Below are 15,888 nucleotides of genomic sequence, written 5' to 3'. Positions count from 1 at the left end.
TGGTTGAGAGCATCCACAATTTTACTTTTCATCTGCCTGTTGTGCTGGAATAATAGCTTTTCACAATCGGCAGTTATTAAAGGAATTGTGCTGGATGAGCATAAGGAGGCCATTCCCAACGCAAGTATTTCTTTTGCCGGCGGCAGCACCCAGACCAATGCGGCAGGATATTACCTGCTTTCTGTTCCCGCAGGACGAACTGTGGAAATAACGGTTTCGCATATTGGTTTCAAAAATGCCATTTTTAAGACCCTCTTGGAAGCAGGGGAAATTGTTGAATTTCATCCTGTCTTAAGTTCAGAATTTCAACAGATGGGAGAGGTGGTACTTACTTCCAGAGAAAGGGTATTATTTTCGGGAATCACTTCCATAGATCCCGAAACGGTGCGGAATCTTCCCGGCGCTAATGCCGGAGTGGAAAATCTGCTCAAAACCCTGCCCGGAGTGAACTCAAATAACGAATTGAGTACTCAATACGCTGTAAGAGGAGGAAATTATGATGAAAATCTGGTCTATGTCAACGGAATTGAGATCTACAGACCTTTCCTAATCAGGTCTGGACAGCAGGAAGGTCTAAGCTTTATCAATCCCGATCTTGTTCGAAAATTACACTTTTCGGCAGGAGGATTTCAGGCAAAATATGGAGACAAACTCTCTTCGGTCCTCGATATTCAATATCGAAGACCCGTGAATTTCCGGGCATCTGCCGAAGCCAGTTTCCTCGGAATCAACCTTGCTGCGGAAGGAGTATCAGAAAATAAAAAACTGAGTGTACTTGCCGGATTGCGATATCGGGACAATAGCCTGCTGGTCAAAGCACAGGAAACGGAAACCAATTTTCAGCCCCTGTTTTCTGATGCTCAACTTCAGCTGATCTATAGTCTTTCCGACAAAATGGAAATAAGTTTTCTGGGAAATGCATCTGTAAACAGCTACAATTACAGACCCCTTACCAGACAAACGAACTTCGGAACTATTGATAATCCTCAAGCCTTATTAGTACATTTCAGCGGGAAAGAAGAAGACCTGTACACCACAAGTTTTGGTGCGCTGAAATTTAGTTATCAACCCACCACCAATTATACTGCCCACTTCACTGCTTCTGCATACAATACTCAGGAAGAAGAATACTATGATATTGTCGCACAATACAGACTGGGCACGATCAATTTTGACCTTGGCGGAAAAGACTTCGGAAAGATCGAAAGCTCGCGGGGTATTGGTTCGCAACTCACACACGCCAGGAATAAACTGGATGCGCTAATTGTAAATTTTGAACATTCTGGCAATCTCGATCTCGGCAACCTGCATTTCGACTATGGGATCAAGTACAGTTATGAAGATATTAAGGATAGGATAAGGGAGTATGAAATAGTAGATTCTTTAGGTTTTTCTCTCCGCCCTCCCCTGCCCGATCTTAAGAACAATCAGCCATACGAGCCATACGACGCGCCGCTTCTACCTTTCACTTCCTCCCGCGCATTTAATGAGACGGGCATAGAAAGGTTACAGGCTTATGTGCAATGGAGTTACCGGGGAAGTATAGGAAAACATGAAGTGTGGACAAACCTTGGCCTGCGAAGTCATTCCTGGCTGCTATCCTCTCAGCCTGGTACCGAAACGCAAACAGTTGTAAGTCCACGCGCTCAACTGGCAGTGAAACCCTCATGGAAAGCAGATATCGTCTTCCGGCTGTCAGGTGGTATCTATCAGCAACCTCCATTTTACCGGGAGCTGAGAGATCATTCGGGAAAACTGAATCCAGATGTCGAGGCCCAGCGGGCTTTCCATCTTGTTGCAGGAAATGATTACAGCTTAAAGATCTTCAAGCGATCTTTCCAGCTCACTTCTGAAGTTTATTACAAGGACCTTAAAAATGTAAATCCCTATACTGTTGAGAACGTAAGGATACGCTATGCAGCAAACAATAATGCGGAAGCCTACGCCTACGGAATCGATCTTCGACTCAATGGCGAATTTGTGCAGGGAACTGAAAGCTGGCTGAGTTTTGGCTATTTAAAAACTGAGGAAAGTATAGAAGAAAAAGGATTTATTTCAAGACCTACAGATCAACGCCTTAAGTTTGGATTGCTGTTTCAGGATTACGTTCCCAGCTTTCCTAATTTAAAAATGTACCTGAATCTTGTGTATAATACCGGCCTGCCGGGTGGCTCTCCCGCCTATGCAGATCCCTATCTTTATCAATCGCGACTTCCAGATTACAAGCGGGCAGACCTGGGTCTTTTCTACCTTCTCAAAAGTGACAATTCGCGACAGGATTTTTTAAAGGGGTTTAAAGAAATTTCTCTTGGACTGGAGATCTTCAACATTTTTGACACCCAAAATTCCATTACCAATACCTTTGTGAGGGATGTATACACAAAGACCCATTATTCGGTTCCCAATTATCTTACGCCAAGAATCTACAACCTGAAACTGGCTTTCAGGCTTTAAACCGTTCTATATCTTGTGTGCGCAGGGATCTATTTCTCGATATAATCCTTCAGCACTTGTACAACATATTCAACTTCTTCTTTGGTGTTATACCTGGAAAAGGAAAAACGCAGCGAAGGTTTTTGCAGCTCTTCTTCAGGCAGAAAGGCATTAAGGACGTGAGATCCCTGCCCGCTTCCACTTTGACAGGCGCTGCCTTTGGAACACGCGATTCCGTGGAGATCCAGCTGAAACAAAAGCATCAAAGCTTTTTCCTGTGACATAGGCAGGCAAACGTTCAACAGTGTGTAAGTGCTGTTCTCGAAATCATCACATTCGCCATTGAATTTAGTTTCAGGAATTTCCTTTTTTAAGAGGTCTGTAAAATGCCTTTTTAGAGAGGTAATATATTCCCGCTCTTCCTCAAGATGCTGATAGGCCAGTTTCAGAGATTCTTCTAAACCAACAATATTGTGAACGGCCTCTGTTCCCGCCCGGTAACCTCTTTCCTGTTCTCCACCAAAAATGAGAGGTTGCAAGCCGCTGTTCTTTCGGATATAAGCAAAGCCCACGCCTTTAGGTCCGTGGAATTTATGGGCACTAACCGCCGTAAAATCTATTTTAATTTCTGAAAGATCCAGCTCGTAATGACCTACAGACTGTACAGTATCTGAATGGAAAAGCGCATCGTGAGCCTTACATAACTCGCCTGTCTTCCTGATATCAAGAAGGTTTCCAACTTCATTGTTCACGTGCATAAGACTTACAAGCGTCTTTTTTTGGCCCTGCTTCAAAAGCTCTTCCAGGTGCTGCAAGTCAACTCTGCCGCAGGAATCCAGATCTACATACTGCAGCTCGACACCATAAACTTCGTGCAATTTGTTCAATGTATATAACACCGCATGATGTTCGATCTTTGAGGTAATTATACGCTGCACCCCAAGATCTCTGACGGCCGAATTCAGAACCAGATTGTCTGCCTCTGTACCACCAGATGTGAAAATGATCTCAGAAGCTGCAACATTCAGGATCTTTGCTACTGTTTTGCGGGCCTGTTCTATAAGGGTTTTTGCGCTACGCCCAAAGGCATGAGTAGAAGAAGGATTGCCGTAAACCTCTTTCATTACGCCCGCCATACGGTCTACCACCTCTTCGCGAATTTGCGTTGTGGCGGCGTTATCAAAATAGACTTTTTTCATGGTCAACAAAAATAGCAGATTTAAAATAATTTAAAGAAGACTCTGTTGAATTATATATTCTTTTAATTTTGCTGAAAACCCGCCTTATGAGAAAAGTTCTGAGTTTTTTTATTGCAGTTTCACTACTGCTTTCGTGTGATGACGGGGAAATTATTGTGACCGATTTTAATTTTGATGATCCGCAGCTGCAATGGTGTGGTGATACCGAGTCTCACGTGCTCTTCAAAATAAATAATACAGGTGTAAATGAAGCCATTGCTTTCAGGTTTGATCTCGATACGCCAGAACTTCAGTTTTTCACTACCGAAGAGGAAAGGATCACCATTCCAATCAACGCAACGAATCAAATCATCTACAGGGTTTTTGATGGGCAGGTGGACAGGAACTACTTCTGCAATGAAATTCCACCCGTTGCCCCCAGGGTAACTGAAGAATTCCGAAGCACTAGCGGGGGCGAAGTCATCCTTACTTCTACGCTTAACACTTTAACAGACCATGATGGGGACGGGGTACTCTCTTCCAACGAAGGGATCGATGTGGAAAGAGATACAGATGGAGATGGCATCCCAGATTACCTGGACATTGATGATGACGGGGATAACATCCTTACGCGGGTTGAGAGGGAGGTGGAAGCCGCGACCTCTGTGGACGGGTATCCAGATTCAGATAGTGACGGGATCCCGAATTACCTGGATGCCGATGATGATAATGACGGCGTGGCAACCAGAAATGAAGACTGGAACCAGAACCTCAATCCCGACGATGATCGCAATGAAGAAGGCCTTGCACATTACCTTAATCCCGAGATAAGCGACTCCTTCACAGTGACTGGATCAAGAGAGAATACCATTACCAGAAGTTTCAGGTATTTATTGACCATTGAAAATCTTACACTGGTGAATCAAGGAGGAGATGGCGAGCAGATCAGGCTTCAGAATTATGAGCTGGGATACATTAGCTCTCCTTCTCAAAACATTGTGATAGATCCTGCCGGTGAAAATGAAGAGGAAGAGGACGGTGCTGGCGAAGATCAGTAATTCTGAAAGATATAAACTTCAGTTGCCCCCAGGCCGTATTTCTGATAATCGGCATCGTAGTACTTTAGATTTTCGTAACGATTGAACAGGGTTTCAAGTTCTGCTCGTAACACACCTTCACCTACTCCGTGAATAAAAACCACCTTTTGAATGCGTTTGCGCATGGCAAATTCCAGCTGGCGTTTTGCAGTGTCGGTTTGTATGCTCAGGATCTCGTAATTGGAAAGACCACCGCTTTTTGGCACGAGCTTATGAATATGAAGATCTACTTCCATGGGCGGACTCGTGCGCTCTTTGGGTTTAACCCGCACAGACCTTCGTTTCTTTGAAGATTCCTTTTCTTTAATGACTTTTGAAAGATCATTAACATCGGGAGGAAGTATATGAGGCAATCCAGATCCCAGTTTTACAAGATCGGTTTCCTGGAAACTCAGTAAAAAGCCTTCTGAAGTTTCAATTTCCACCTCACCCCCGGAAACGGAAAGTACTTTTCCCTCCAGGTCTTCATCCAGTACAGCAACTTTGTCTCCCGGCTTCAGCATCATTAAAGAATTTTTTCGTCTGTATCTTCGTCTTCTCTGTCCTGAGTCTCTGCTTTATGATCGTCTTTGGTTTCCACCCAAAAGTTGGTAGCCTTATAAAGTCCGAACATCAACAAGACCAGTCCCAGGATCATTACGTAAACATTTCTCTCTTCGCCCGAAATTTCGAAAAGCAGGATGGCGCCGCCAATAATGATGAGCATGGAGTTGAGGAATTGAGATGTTGGTTTTTTCATAATTATTTGTTTACCAAAGGTTTAAAAACAAAAAAGAATAGTAACTTGATAATAATGCAACAAATTTCGGGAAAATGAGAGGAATTCTGCTGTTTACAGCCTTTTTATTTATTGCGCAAAATAGTGTGGCTCAATTAAGCATTAAACCTTCCGGAAATGGAAAACAGGATCATTACCTATTTGTCAAGGAAGATCTCCTTTATGTAAGTAAGGATCTCAAGCTCACCCGAAATCTCATTCCTGGCAGTGAAGCCTCCATCTACCTGAGAAAAGGCGCTCAGCTTGTACAGGGCCCGAACCAGCAGGTGAAGAATTCAGGCAACGGACAAATCTCTCTTTTTGCTGAAGGAACAACCAATGCTTTCGACTATAACTATTGGAGCGCTCCAGTCTCAGCTCCCGAAAATGACCTTTTTGGCATCTCTTTACTTCACTCCCCCGCTTCAGCAATTAAAAGCACGCCCGCCAAACAAACTACTGCTCTAAATGGCCTGGCTAATCCACTTACCATCTCTACGCGATGGATCTATACATTTAATGGCAACGGGTACTATAACTGGAACTTCGTTGGCGGCAGCACAGCTATTGCGCCGGGTTATGGTTTTATTATGAAAGGAACAGAGGGTGTTGACGCCACTGTTGTAGACGAGCAGCAAAACAATTCTGGAAATGCACAACGTTATGATTTTAGAGGCCGTGCAAATTCCGGAAATATAGAGATCCCGGTAAAGTCGGGAGATTTCGTTCTGGTGGGAAATCCATATCCTTCTTCTTTAGACCTCAGTCTTTTCCTCCTGGAAAATTCGGGCGAAGGCAGCTTAAAAACAGCTTGCTATGAAGATATTTCCCGAAACGGAGTGACTACAGGAATTGCTTATTTCTGGGATTCAAGAGAAAATGGGAGTTCACATTACCTGGAAGATTATGTTGGAGGTTATGGGGCATATAGTCCTGTAGATCCTTGTACTACGGGAGTTTATGAATCTCCGGTCTTCAGGAAAGTTTTAAGCGGAGAGGAAGACGGCAGCAAAGGCAAAAACTTTTCCCCACGAGTTCTTCCCATTGGCAGGGGCTTCATGGTGCAAAGCCTGAATGACGGGAAGATCGTTTTTAGAAATCGGCAAAGGCAATTCGGCTCAAAAACGGGCCATCCGGAAAAGCAGAGGGAAACAAATCACAAAAAGCATTTCCCTGGCACAGAAAAGATCGTGCTGCCCAAGCTGAAGCTAGCATTTACTGTGGAGGATCATTATGAGCGGCAGCTGACCATAGCTTTCTGGGATGAGGCTACCACGGAAATTGATCCTGGGATGGACGCAGAGGCTTTTGAAATTGCAACTACGGATGCCGGCTTCTATCATGAAGAAAAAAGTTTTGTGATCGATGTACGGCCGCAGGATATTTCTCAGGAGATCCCGATTTTTCTTCAGGTGCAGGAACCTTACTTAAAAATGTCATTTTCGAGAGCCCATTCAGAGAACCTTGATTTCGATAATCTTTATATATTAGACACAGAAACGAATGAATACTTTTCAATAAAAGAAGAAGCTTTTACTGTAGAACTTCAGCCGGGGAATTATCACGGGAGATTTCGGCTCGCATTTGCTGAAAAAATTCCGCAGGAAGAATTGCCACAGGTCTTTTTTGAAGAGGATGCAATTCCGCCGAAATTTGACATAATACAAAACAATTACCTGGGAGAACTGGAAATTATTGGGAATGATCATTCTCCAGTAAAAGCAGTAGGTATTTTTGACCTGCAGGGAAAAAGGCTGCTCTATAGAACAGGTTTTGACAACCGCAGGTCGATTAGCATTACAACCGGAAACTGGGCTAATGCTGTATATATCGTTAAAGTTACAGGAATGGATAATAAGAAAACCACAAAAAAGATCTCTGTCTATAACAGGTAACCTATGGAAGAATTCATGCTTCCCTGTCTCAACAAGCAGTTTTTAGGATTTGACTGTCTTGGATGCGGGGCACAACGCGCTTTTGCACTGGTTTTTCAGGGAGAATTTGTCGCTGCCTTTAAAATGTTTCCTGCCATTTATACCATTCTTTTACTCCTTCTATTTCTTTTCACTAATCTTTTCTTCAAATTTAAAGGAGACTGGTACGTCAAGATCGCCCTATTTATCGTCAATGCGGTGATCATTATTGGCGCCTACTTCTATAAACTAAGTTTTTTGATCAACTAACCTCTTAATACTATGGAAAAACAAACCTTACCAAACTCCACGCTCATTCTCGTCTTCGGAATACTTTCTATTGTCACATGTTGCTGCTACGGAATCTTAGGCCTTATCTTCGGAATAGTTGCGCTGGTCCTTGCCAAAAGGGCAAAGGAAATCTATCTTGCTTCCCCCGAATTATATACAGGGTACGGCAACGTGAAGACCGGAAGGATCTTAGCCATCATTGGAATTGTGCTTTCTGCCCTTACGTTGATCATCAACATCGTGGTCATTGCGATCTATGGCCTGGATGGAATCCAGGAAATGAGCGAGGAATGGGCCAGGGCTTACGAGAATTAAAAATAAGACCATAAAAAAAGGGGTGCGAAAAATGTCATTTTTCGCACCCCTTTATATTTTATAATGTCAATTACTTTTCGAATTCCTCGAGCGTCTTTGCAATAATATCAACACATTCCAAAAGCTCATCTTCGGTCATAACCAGTGGTGGTGCAAAACGAATGATATTGCCATGTGTGGGCTTGGCAAGAAGACCGTTTTCCTTCAGCTTCATACAAATGTCCCAGGCCGTTGAGCTATCTTCCTCATCATTGATCACAATTGCATTCAGCAGTCCTTTTCCCCGTACAAGATTTACAATGTTCGAATTGCGGATATAATCATTCATCTTTCTGCGGAAAAGATTTCCAAGTTTCTCTGCATTTTCAGCCAGGTCTTCATCCTTGATCACCTCAAGAGCGGCCATAGCAACTGCACAGGCCACGGGATTTCCTCCAAAAGTAGAACCATGTTGCCCGGGCTTGATCACGTCCATCACATTATTATTGGCCAGTACAGCCGAAACAGGATAAACTCCACCAGAAATTGCTTTTCCAAGAATAAGCACATCTGGCTTTACATTTTCATGATCTACAGCCAAAAGTTTTCCTGTGCGGGCAATTCCCGTTTGTACTTCATCGGCTATGAATAATACATTGTGCTGCTCACAAAGTGCTTTGGCACGAGATAAAAATCCTTCAGACGGAACATAAACCCCTGCTTCTCCCTGAATAGGTTCTACCATAAAGCCCGCAATATTGTCATTTTCCTTTAGCGCCTTTTCAAGAGCTTCGGTATCGTTGTACGGGATCTTCAGGAAACCTGGAGTGTAAGGTCCAAAATTCTTTCGGGCACCCTCGTCGTTGGAAAAGGAAATAATTGTGGTAGTTCTTCCGTGGAAATTATTTTCACAAACGATGATCTGCGCCTCGGTTTCCTTTACGCCTTTTCTTTCATAAGCCCATTTCCGAGCCAGCTTTATTGCCGTTTCAACAGCCTCGGCACCTGTGTTCATTGGCAAAAGTTTGTCAAAGCCAAAGTACGTTGTAGCATATTTTTCATACTTCCCTAAAATGTCATTATGGAAAGCTCTTGAGGTAAGCGTTAATTTCTGCGCCTGCTCTGTCATGGCCCCTACAATTCGCGGATGGCAATGCCCCTGATTTACTGCGGAATAGGCCGAAAGAAAATCATAATATTTTTTTCCTTCCACATCCCAAACGTACACTCCTTCACCTTTTTCCAGCACAACCGGAAGTGGATGATAGTTATGAGCGCCGTGCTTGTCCTCCAATGCAATAGCTTCCTGGGAAGAAATTTTTTCTGAAACCTTCATGTTCATTTATTTTACATGTTACTAAATAGAAATTCCTGCTTTCCGGAAATACCTTTAAAAAAGGGTATTTAGAGGAGAGAAATCATCCTGAATTCAGAAGTCGCAAATTACTAAATGTTTCCTGAATTTTTAAAGCCTGCGCCCAATAATTCTGTGCATTTATCCTATTTTTGCGCCATGGCAAGAAAGAATAAAAATAAGGAATTTAAGGAGCTCGAAGTCATTGATGCCGGAGCCAAAGGTAAAAGTATTGCTAAGGCGCCAGATGGTAAGGTGATCTTTATTGGTAACGCTGTGCCCGGAGATGTGATCGATGTGCAAACTACGCGCAAAAAGAAGGCTTATTACGAAGGAACAGCAACCAAAATCCATAAATTTTCTGAAAAGCGAGTGGAGCCGCCGTGTATTCATTTCGGTGTTTGTGGTGGCTGTAAATGGCAGTTTATGGGTTATGAGCATCAATTGTACTACAAGGAAAAAGAAGTGCTGAATAACCTTACCCGTCTTGGGAAGATCGAATTACCCCAGGTCACACCTATTCTTGGAAGCAAAGCCATCTATTTTTACCGAAATAAAATGGAATTTTCTTTTAGCGACAGTCGATGGCTAACGCTTGAAGAAATTCAGAGTGGGAAGGAAATAGAAGATCGCGATGCACTTGGCTTCCACATTCCCGGAATGTGGGATAAAATCCTGGATGTCAAGGAGTGCCACCTTCAGCAGGCGCCAAGTAACGGGATAAGAAACAGCATCAAAAAATTTGCCATTGCTAATAATATTCCGTTTTTCAATACCAGAGAGCAACGGGGAATGCTCCGCACCTTAATGATAAGAACATCTTCTACAGGAGAGATCATGGTTTTGGTACAGTTCTTTGAAGACAATACGGAAAAGCGGGAACTGCTTCTCGATTTTGTAGCGGAAGAGTTTCCGGAGATCACCAGTTTGCAATATGTGATCAATCCGAAAGGAAACGATACGATCTATGATCAGGAAGTGATCTGCTACAAAGGGCGCGACCACATTTTTGAGGAAATGGAAGGTCTTAAATTCAAGATCAACGCCAAGTCTTTTTACCAGACAAATTCTGAACAAGCATATAATCTTTATAAGATCACACGAGATTTTGCAGGGTTGACAGGAGACGAACTCGTTTATGATCTCTATACAGGTACGGGAACTATTGCCCAGTTCATAGCCGCAAAGGCAAAGAAAGTCGTAGGCGTGGAAGCTGTGCCAGAGGCTATAGAAGATGCAAAGGAAAACGCCAGGAATAATGGAATCACCAACACAGAATTCTATGTGGGGGACATGAAAAAGGTATTCACTAAAGGTTTTATCGATCAACATGGGCATCCAGATGTGATCATCACAGATCCTCCACGAGATGGGATGCACAAGGATGTTGTTGAACAAATAATTGGTATCTTGCCTCAGCGAATCGTATATGTGAGCTGTAACTCGGCTACCCAGGCCAGAGACCTCTCTTTACTTGACGCTCATTATAAAGTAACCAGAACTCAGGCGGTAGATATGTTTCCGCAAACTTTTCATGTAGAGAATGTGGTATGTTTAGAAAGACGATAAAGAATAGGTTCCAAAAATGCCTTTTTTCAGGAGTTATTCTGGCACTTCTTCTGGCTTGCCAAAGAGATGATATTTGCCCTGAAGGCACTGAGACCACTCCCCTGCTGGTCATCGAATTTTATGACGCGCAGGATCTTACCCGGCTTAAAGCGGTGCAGGGCCTTGTAGTACAGGCAACAGGCATGGAAGAGGCGTATATAGGCCCCGAAACTACAAACAGTATAAGCATTCCGCTGCGAACCGATGAAAATTTTACCGAGTATACCTTTATCTACAACAGCGGCAGCGAAGACGAAAATGAAGATAAGGTAACTTTCAGCTATTCTCCAGATCTGGAATATCTCAATAGAGCATGTGGATATAAGATAAATTATTCAAATCTTGATGTAGTGGTGCATCAGGATGAAGACAATTGGATCCAGGCGCAAATCATTATACAAGAAAACATAGAGAATGAAACAGAAGCTCATATTTCTTTTACTCATTAGTATTGGGTTTCATTCTTCTTTTGTCTTTGCACAAAGGACACAACAGGAAGACAGTATCGATACCCGACAAAAGTTCGGCTTAAGACTGGGAATCGATATTTCTAAACCGGTGCGTTCTTTTCTCGAAGAAGATTATCAGGGCCTGGAGCTCACAGGAGACTACAGGCTGTACGAAAATGTGTATTTGGCAGGAGAACTGGGCAATGAACAAAATGTTATTTCTGAAGCTAATGTAACAGCTTCTGCAAAAGGCAGCTATATCAAACTGGGTGCAAACTATAATGTCTATAATAACTGGGCAGGAATGGACAATCTCATTTTTGCCGGTATACGATATGGATTTGCCTCTTTTTCAAGTGAACTTCGGGAATTCTCCATCTATACCACAGATCCTTATTTTGAACCCGATGTTCGCACTGTCGCAAGAGAATTCAGCAACCTTACCGCGGGTTGGGTGGAACTCCAGCTGGGAATCAAAGTAGAGGTATTAAACAATGTCTTTTTAGGAACGCACGTGCAGTTAAAACGGCGGGTAAACCAGACGCAGCCAAACAATTTTGATAACCTTTACATTCCGGGGTTCAATCGCACCTATGACAACAGCACCTTTGGCGTTGGTTACGGTTACTCTATTTCTTATTTGATCCCTCTTTACAAGAGTTAATTTAAGCCTCCTGTTTTTTAGCCTTTTTGGAACCTTCGTAGATCTCGTACTTAAGAAGTTTCGACTCGAGAGACCCATTAAAAAGCTTGATCTTGCGAGAAGGTCTTAATCCCACGTGCTTGATCGCCTCCAGGTTTGAAGTGATAAACCAGGCATGAGTCCCGGGATAGCTCTGTTTCAAAGTGTCTCCTATGGACTTATAGAATTCGGGCATATCAATATTGAGACGTTCCCCATAGGGCGGATTAAAGACCATATGAAGATGTCTTTCGGTCTGCTTTTCAGTTTTAAAGAAATCTTCATGCGCCACACTTATAAATTCTGAAAGGTTTGCATTCTGAATATTATCTGTGGCTTTCTGAACGGCTGAAGGTGCTTTATCATAACCCTTTATGGTGAAGTGGAATTCCCTCACCTTCTTAAGCACAGACTCCTGGATCTTTTCAAAAAGGTCTTCATCCCAATCTTTCCAACGTTCAAAACCAAATTCCTTGCGATTAAGGTTTGGCGGAATATTACACGCGATCATTGCTGCTTCAATGAGAATAGTCCCACTTCCGCACATGGGATCCATGAAGTCACACTGCCCGTCCCACCCGGAGTGCAGCAGCATTCCTGCCGCCAGCACCTCGTTGATTGGGGCAATATTTGTGGCAGATTTATATCCGCGTTTATGCAGTGATTGTCCCGAGCTATCTAGAGAAACAGTGCAGGAATCCTTTTCAATGTGGATATTGATACGCAAACTGGGATGGTCAAGGTCTATTCCGGGACGAGCTCCTGTTTGATCTCTGAACCTGTCAACTATGGCATCTTTAGACTTAAGAGCTACATATTTTGAGTGCGTGAATTTCTCAGAATGTACCGTAGCATCAATTGCCAGCGTTTGATTGGCATCGAGGTACTTTTCCCAGGAGATGGCCTTAATTTCCCGGTACAGATCATCTTCAGAAAAAACTTTAAAAGAGGTAATGGGCTTTAAAACTTTTATTGCGGTGCGCAAAGATAAATTGGCCTTGTACATAAAGCCTTTATCTCCGAAAAAAGAAACCGAGCGCACTCCTTCCTTAACGTCAATCGCACCTAGATTTCTTAGTTCTTTTGCAAGTAAAGGTTCAAAGCCAAAAAGTGTTTTGGCTACCATTTTAAAATTATTTCCCATGAGTTGTATTCTGTGAGAGGCAAAAATACATTAATTTTGCACGATATGGAATTAGCAGCAAATAAGTGGTTTTCTTCATGGTTTGACACTCCATACTATCATATACTCTACAAGAACAGGGGCGATGCCGAGGCACAGGATTTCATGCAGAATCTTGTTAGGTTTTTAAAACTGCATAAAGGAGCTTCAGTTCTTGATCTCGCCTGCGGGAAGGGAAGACACTCGGTCTACCTGAACAAACTTGGATATGACGTTACCGGAGTCGATCTCTCTTCCAACAGCATTACATATGCGAAACAGTTTGAGAACGAAAACCTGCGCTTCAAAAATCATTGTATGTGCAAACCTCTTGAAGATAAATTTGATGCTGTATTTAACCTTTTCACTAGCCTTGGGTATTTTGAGGACGAAAGAGAGAATTTTGAGAGTATAAAGGCCATTAAAGAAGAGATCAAAGAAGGAGGCTGGGGAGTTATTGACTTTATGAATGTTCACAAAGTAGTTGCTAATCTCGTACCACGGGAAATGAAAACTGTTCGGGGGATTGACTTCTATATTTCCCGACGTGTGGAAAATGGATTTATACTAAAGGATATTGAATTCGAGGACGAAGGAGAGGAATATAGCTATACCGAGAGAGTAAAGGCTATTAGTCTTACTCAGTTCAAAAAATATTTTGAGGCAGCCGGAATTGAACTTGTGCATACTTTTGGCGATTATCAATTAAGGCCTTATTGCAAAGAACAATCAGACCGTTTAATTCTACTGTTCAGGTAATGTTATATGTACTTCCATTTATTGCGGTTGCAATAGGATACTTTATTTCCCGTTTTATAAAACCCGGTTCTTCTGCTGGTTTTCAATTATTGTTATCCTTTAGCGGTGCTTTTCTCTTGTCGGTTACAGTTTTTGAATTGTTACCCGACGTGTTTGACAGTGGAGTTGAAGAAATTGGGATCTTTATCATGGGAGGGCTCCTACTCCAGATCTTCCTGGAGTTTCTCTCAAAAGGTGTGGAGCACGGACATATGCATCACCATGAGGACAGGGTGAAATTTCCCTTTCTTTTGCTTTTCAGTCTGTCATTACACGCCTTATTGGAAGGTTTTCCACTTAGTAGCAGTGATAGTCTTCTACACGGGGTAGTGATTCATAAGATTCCGGTGGCAGCGATCTTATCCACCTTTTTACTCCACTCAAAAATAGGAAAATTCAAGTCCTTTTTATTCCTCGCAATTTTCGCGTTGATGACTCCCCTGGGAAGCTGGATCAATTCAGCTTTTGAGATAAGTAGTGCCATTGCGGTGTATATGAGCGCAGTAGTTATTGGAATATTTCTGCACGTTTCAACAACGATTCTCTTTGAAGCTTCAAAGAACCACAGCTTTAATGCCTCTAAACTTGCGGTTGTAGTACTGGGAATAATCCTTGCGTATTTATTATAGGATGTACAGTCGGGAAGAAAGCAAAAAAATAAGGCAGGAGTTCTGGATCAACTTCGGAAAGAATTATCCTAGAAAATGGATATTGTATCATACGAAGATCAAGGATTTTGCGCTGAAATTTACCTTTACCCGAAAAACAGCTGAAGTATCGATTGATCTGGAATCTACAGATGAGATCATGAGGCTTTATTATTTTGAAAAGCTGGAAAGCCTTAAAAGCATTTTAAAAGAGGAATTTTTGCCTGGTGCTGTTTTTGCTGAAGAATACCAACTGGAAAGCGGAAAGATCATTTCGAGAGTTTATGTCTCCAAAAGTGATGTCAATATCCATAACAAAAAGGACTGGCCTGAAGTTCAGGAATGGCTTGCAGAGAAAATGAATACTCTGGAAATGTTTTTCCTGGAGTACAGAGATTTTATTGAGCAGTAAATGAAACATCTGACCCAAATTTTTCGCACTCATGCACCCCTCCTCCCTGAGGAGGGGTGTCCGCAGGTCGGAGTGGTGCTTTGGAGAAGGATAAATCTCTTAGGAGCGGCACGGATTGTAAATCCGCGCCATCTTTTTACACGAGGAACTTTCAGACAAATAGCTTCCCCTCCTTCCTGAGGAGGGGTATCCGCAGGTCGGGGTGGTGTTTTGAAGTAGGATCTAACTCTTTTGAGCGGCACGGATTGGAAATCCGCGCCATCTTTTTACACGAGGAACTTTCAGACAAATATAAACTCCTCCTCCCTGAGGAGGGGTGGCCGCAGGCCGGGGTGGTGCTTTGAAGCAGGATCTAACTCTTTTGAGCGGCACGGATTGGAAATCCGCGCCATCTTTTTATCACGAAGAACTTTAAGACAAATGACTCCCCTCCTCCCTGAGGAGGGGTGGCCGCAGGTCGGGGTGGTGCTTTAAAGCAGGATTAAACTGTGATGATCGGCACGGATTGTAAATCCGCGCCAGCAATAGTGGATAGCATTTTCTGGCTACCAATGTATTCCATTTAATCACAAGATTGTTCGCACTTAAGCTCCCCTCCTCCCTGAGGAGGGGTGGCCACAGGCCGGGCCCCGTCCTGCGGACTTCCCCTCTTTGAAAGGGAGGGGAGTTGAGATGTGTTTCCAGAGTTAACTTTAGCGCATAAAAAAAGCCTCAACATTGCTGTTGAGGCTTTAAAAGAAAGGCGGCGACATACTCTCCCACGAGATGCAGTACCATCTGCGCTAACGGGCTTAACTTCTCTGTTCGGAAAGG

The 15,888-nt window shown here is 43.0% G+C and carries 16 protein-coding genes and 1 rRNA gene; 11 read left to right on the top strand and 6 right to left on the bottom strand.

The genetic code is table 11. The features are described 5' to 3' along the window. Positions 1 to 3: 3 nt before the first annotated feature. Positions 4 to 2,454, top strand: coding sequence for a TonB-dependent receptor (locus tag HC175_RS14495; RefSeq protein WP_168139214.1), 2,451 nt, complete (start codon positions 4 to 6; stop codon positions 2,452 to 2,454). A gap of 29 nt (positions 2,455 to 2,483) precedes the next feature. Here the strand turns inward: HC175_RS14495 and HC175_RS14490 are convergent, their stop codons facing one another. Next, entirely contained in the window at positions 2,484 to 3,632 is a 1,149-nt protein-coding gene (locus HC175_RS14490; RefSeq protein ID WP_168139213.1) for a cysteine desulfurase family protein, read from the bottom strand. Positions 3,633 to 3,718: 86 nt separating this feature from the next. Between HC175_RS14490 and HC175_RS14485 the strand changes: the two genes are divergently transcribed. Next, on the top strand, positions 3,719 to 4,669 hold the full coding sequence (locus tag HC175_RS14485) for a hypothetical protein (RefSeq protein ID WP_168139212.1): 951 nt from the start codon (positions 3,719 to 3,721) through the stop codon (positions 4,667 to 4,669). On the opposite strand, the gene HC175_RS14480 is transcribed toward HC175_RS14485, so the two are convergent. After that, complete coding sequence (locus tag HC175_RS14480) at positions 4,663 to 5,214, bottom strand: Smr/MutS family protein (RefSeq protein WP_168139211.1); 552 nt, start codon at positions 5,212 to 5,214, stop codon at positions 4,663 to 4,665. The two genes, HC175_RS14485 and HC175_RS14480, sit on opposite strands and share 7 nt — an antisense overlap. After that, entirely contained in the window at positions 5,214 to 5,447 is a 234-nt protein-coding gene (locus tag HC175_RS14475) for a hypothetical protein (protein ID WP_168139210.1), read from the bottom strand. Before HC175_RS14475 ends, HC175_RS14480 begins: the two co-directional genes overlap by 1 nt. A gap of 74 nt (positions 5,448 to 5,521) precedes the next feature. On the opposite strand from HC175_RS14475, the gene HC175_RS14470 reads away from it, so the two are divergent. Genes HC175_RS14470 through HC175_RS14460 form a run of 3 tightly spaced genes read left to right on the top strand, consistent with a single transcriptional unit; the run spans position 5,522 to position 7,984 of the window. Continuing rightward, on the top strand, positions 5,522 to 7,360 hold the full coding sequence (locus tag HC175_RS14470) for a T9SS type A sorting domain-containing protein (RefSeq protein ID WP_168139209.1): 1,839 nt from the start codon (positions 5,522 to 5,524) through the stop codon (positions 7,358 to 7,360). A gap of 3 nt (positions 7,361 to 7,363) precedes the next feature. Continuing rightward, entirely contained in the window at positions 7,364 to 7,648 is a 285-nt protein-coding gene (locus HC175_RS14465; RefSeq protein WP_168139208.1) for a DUF2752 domain-containing protein, read from the top strand. Between the two features lie 12 nt (positions 7,649 to 7,660). Next, complete coding sequence (locus HC175_RS14460; protein WP_168139207.1) at positions 7,661 to 7,984, top strand: CCC motif membrane protein; 324 nt, start codon at positions 7,661 to 7,663, stop codon at positions 7,982 to 7,984. Positions 7,985 to 8,054: 70 nt separating this feature from the next. Here the strand turns inward: HC175_RS14460 and rocD are convergent, their stop codons facing one another. Further along, positions 8,055 to 9,299, bottom strand: coding sequence for an ornithine--oxo-acid transaminase (gene rocD / locus HC175_RS14455; RefSeq protein WP_168139206.1), 1,245 nt, complete (start codon positions 9,297 to 9,299; stop codon positions 8,055 to 8,057). Positions 9,300 to 9,476: 177 nt separating this feature from the next. On the opposite strand from rocD, the gene rlmD reads away from it, so the two are divergent. The 3 genes from rlmD to HC175_RS14440 are packed head-to-tail and all read left to right on the top strand — an operon-like array spanning position 9,477 to position 12,038. After that, positions 9,477 to 10,886: a 23S rRNA (uracil(1939)-C(5))-methyltransferase RlmD gene (gene rlmD / locus HC175_RS14450; RefSeq protein ID WP_168139205.1), complete on the top strand. Its 1,410-nt coding sequence runs from the start codon at positions 9,477 to 9,479 to the stop codon at positions 10,884 to 10,886. Next, complete coding sequence (locus tag HC175_RS14445) at positions 10,868 to 11,374, top strand: DUF6452 family protein (RefSeq protein WP_168139204.1); 507 nt, start codon at positions 10,868 to 10,870, stop codon at positions 11,372 to 11,374. Before rlmD ends, HC175_RS14445 begins: the two co-directional genes overlap by 19 nt. Then, positions 11,340 to 12,038 carry a DUF6048 family protein gene (locus HC175_RS14440; RefSeq protein WP_168139203.1) on the top strand — a complete coding sequence of 233 codons (699 nt, stop codon included), beginning with the start codon at positions 11,340 to 11,342 and terminating at the stop codon, positions 12,036 to 12,038. Before HC175_RS14445 ends, HC175_RS14440 begins: the two co-directional genes overlap by 35 nt. Position 12,039: 1 nt before the next feature. Here HC175_RS14440 and HC175_RS14435 read toward each other — a convergent pair whose 3' ends face one another. Further along, positions 12,040 to 13,200 (bottom strand): THUMP domain-containing class I SAM-dependent RNA methyltransferase, encoded by a 1,161-nt coding sequence (locus HC175_RS14435; protein WP_168139202.1) that lies wholly within the window; start codon positions 13,198 to 13,200, stop codon positions 12,040 to 12,042. A 45-nt stretch (positions 13,201 to 13,245) separates the two neighbouring features. On the opposite strand from HC175_RS14435, the gene HC175_RS14430 reads away from it, so the two are divergent. From HC175_RS14430 to HC175_RS14420, 3 genes are read left to right on the top strand one after another with little or no spacing between them, the layout of a single operon-like run. Further along, positions 13,246 to 13,977 (top strand): class I SAM-dependent methyltransferase, encoded by a 732-nt coding sequence (locus HC175_RS14430; RefSeq protein ID WP_168139201.1) that lies wholly within the window; start codon positions 13,246 to 13,248, stop codon positions 13,975 to 13,977. Continuing rightward, positions 13,977 to 14,645, top strand: a complete 669-nt coding sequence (locus HC175_RS14425; RefSeq protein WP_168139200.1) for a ZIP family metal transporter — start codon at positions 13,977 to 13,979, stop codon at positions 14,643 to 14,645. The genes HC175_RS14430 and HC175_RS14425 overlap by 1 nt, the downstream gene beginning before the upstream one ends. Continuing rightward, positions 14,629 to 15,075 (top strand): DUF4268 domain-containing protein, encoded by a 447-nt coding sequence (locus HC175_RS14420; RefSeq protein WP_317172256.1) that lies wholly within the window; start codon positions 14,629 to 14,631, stop codon positions 15,073 to 15,075. Before HC175_RS14425 ends, HC175_RS14420 begins: the two co-directional genes overlap by 17 nt. A gap of 737 nt (positions 15,076 to 15,812) precedes the next feature. On the opposite strand, the gene rrf is transcribed toward HC175_RS14420, so the two are convergent. Beyond that, positions 15,813 to 15,888 (bottom strand): 5S ribosomal RNA (gene rrf, locus HC175_RS24860); the annotation flags it as partial.

Source organism: Salinimicrobium oceani (genome assembly GCF_012037645.1).
The sequence above is the reverse complement of the archived record's forward strand: the minus strand, read 5'-3'. Positions and strand labels throughout refer to the sequence as shown.

What these genes read in the sequence shown, in the direction of transcription:
- HC175_RS14490 (WP_168139213.1), bottom strand. Translation starts at nt 3,632, where the DNA reads ATGAAAAAAGTCTATTTTGATAACGCCGCCACAACGCAAATTCGCGAA.
- HC175_RS14485 (WP_168139212.1), top strand. Translation starts at nt 3,719, where the DNA reads ATGAGAAAAGTTCTGAGTTTTTTTATTGCAGTTTCACTACTGCTTTCG.
- HC175_RS14480 (WP_168139211.1), bottom strand. Translation starts at nt 5,214, where the DNA reads ATGATGCTGAAGCCGGGAGACAAAGTTGCTGTACTGGATGAAGACCTG.
- HC175_RS14475 (WP_168139210.1), bottom strand. Translation starts at nt 5,447, where the DNA reads ATGAAAAAACCAACATCTCAATTCCTCAACTCCATGCTCATCATTATT.
- HC175_RS14470 (WP_168139209.1), top strand. Translation starts at nt 5,522, where the DNA reads ATGAGAGGAATTCTGCTGTTTACAGCCTTTTTATTTATTGCGCAAAAT.
- HC175_RS14465 (WP_168139208.1), top strand. Translation starts at nt 7,364, where the DNA reads ATGGAAGAATTCATGCTTCCCTGTCTCAACAAGCAGTTTTTAGGATTT.
- HC175_RS14460 (WP_168139207.1), top strand. Translation starts at nt 7,661, where the DNA reads ATGGAAAAACAAACCTTACCAAACTCCACGCTCATTCTCGTCTTCGGA.
- rocD (WP_168139206.1), bottom strand. Translation starts at nt 9,299, where the DNA reads ATGAAGGTTTCAGAAAAAATTTCTTCCCAGGAAGCTATTGCATTGGAG.
- rlmD (WP_168139205.1), top strand. Translation starts at nt 9,477, where the DNA reads ATGGCAAGAAAGAATAAAAATAAGGAATTTAAGGAGCTCGAAGTCATT.
- HC175_RS14445 (WP_168139204.1), top strand. Translation starts at nt 10,868, where the DNA reads ATGTTTAGAAAGACGATAAAGAATAGGTTCCAAAAATGCCTTTTTTCA.
- HC175_RS14440 (WP_168139203.1), top strand. Translation starts at nt 11,340, where the DNA reads ATGAAACAGAAGCTCATATTTCTTTTACTCATTAGTATTGGGTTTCAT.
- HC175_RS14435 (WP_168139202.1), bottom strand. Translation starts at nt 13,200, where the DNA reads ATGGGAAATAATTTTAAAATGGTAGCCAAAACACTTTTTGGCTTTGAA.
- HC175_RS14430 (WP_168139201.1), top strand. Translation starts at nt 13,246, where the DNA reads ATGGAATTAGCAGCAAATAAGTGGTTTTCTTCATGGTTTGACACTCCA.
- HC175_RS14425 (WP_168139200.1), top strand. Translation starts at nt 13,977, where the DNA reads ATGTTATATGTACTTCCATTTATTGCGGTTGCAATAGGATACTTTATT.